Source organism: Streptomyces cahuitamycinicus, from assembly GCF_002891435.1.
Lineage (GTDB): Bacteria > Actinomycetota > Actinomycetes > Streptomycetales > Streptomycetaceae > Streptomyces > Streptomyces cahuitamycinicus.
In genome coordinates, this window is sequence record NZ_POUC01000864.1 from 1 (window position 1) to 1,093 (window position 1,093).

The 1,093-nt window shown below is 75.8% G+C and carries 1 protein-coding gene; it reads left to right on the plus strand.

The annotated features are described in order from the left end of the window. Positions 1-1,093 (plus strand): serine/threonine-protein kinase (locus C1J00_RS43500; RefSeq protein ID WP_102914241.1); only part of this gene is annotated, 1,093 nt, incomplete at both ends.

Here is a 1,093-nt window from a genome sequence, read left to right on the forward strand (position 1 = left end):
CTTGAGCTCGGGTCGGGGGCGAGCGGGCGGGTGGTCCTCGCCGTGCACGAGGAGACCGGCGTGCCGGTGGCCGTGAAGTACCTCAGCGAGTCGCTGCGCACCCGGCCGGGCTTCGTGTACGACTTCCGGGCGGAGGCGCGGCTGCTCGGCGGGCTGGGGAGCCCTCATGTCGCCGGGCTGTACGAGTACGTCGAAAGCCCGGACGGCGCCGCCATCGTGATGGAACTGGTCGACGGCGTCCCGCTGCGCACGCTGCTCAGGCGGGAAGGCCCGCTCGCTCCCGAGGCCGCGCTCGTCGTCCTCAAGGGATCGCTGCTCGGTCTGGCCGACGCACACCGCGTCGGGGTCGTCCACCGCGACTACAAGCCGGAGAACGTCCTGGTCGCGCCGGACGGATCCTCCAAGCTGGTCGACTTCGGCATCGCGGTGGACGTGGGCACCAGCGCGGGCGTGGCGGGCACCCCGTCCTACATGGCACCCGAGCAGTGGACCGGCGCACCCGCCTCCCCGGCCGCCGACGTGTACGCGGCCACGGCCACCTTCTTCGAGTGCCTGACGGGCCACAAGCCGTACGCGGGCGACAACCTCGCGGAGCTCGCGCTGCGGCACCTCGACGCGCCCGTCCCCGCCGAGGAGGCCCCGGAGGCGGTGCGGGAACTGGTGCGGCGCGGTCTGGCCAAGGACCCGGCGGAACGGCCCGTGCAGGCCGAGGCGTTCGTCGCCGAACTGGAGGCGGTCGCCGGCACCGCCTACGGCCCCGACTGGGAGGAACGCGGCCGGGGAAGGCTCGCCGCGCTGGTGGCCCTGCTCCCGCTGTTCCTGCCCTCGGCCCGCAACGCCCCCCGGAGCACGACGGACACCGCCCGGACGGTACTGAGGCGGACGCCCGACCCCGGCCGGGCGCACCCGTGGCTGCCCGGCCGCCCCGGACTGCTCGTGTCCGCCGCCGCCGTACTCCTCGGAGCCCTCCTCACGTACGGACTGCCGTACGACCCGGGCACCGCGGCGCAGCGGGCGGCGCAGGCCCTGGCCACCACCGGCACCGGGTCCGCCGCGGGGCCGGCGGCCTCCGCCTCCCCGGCCACGTCCTCCC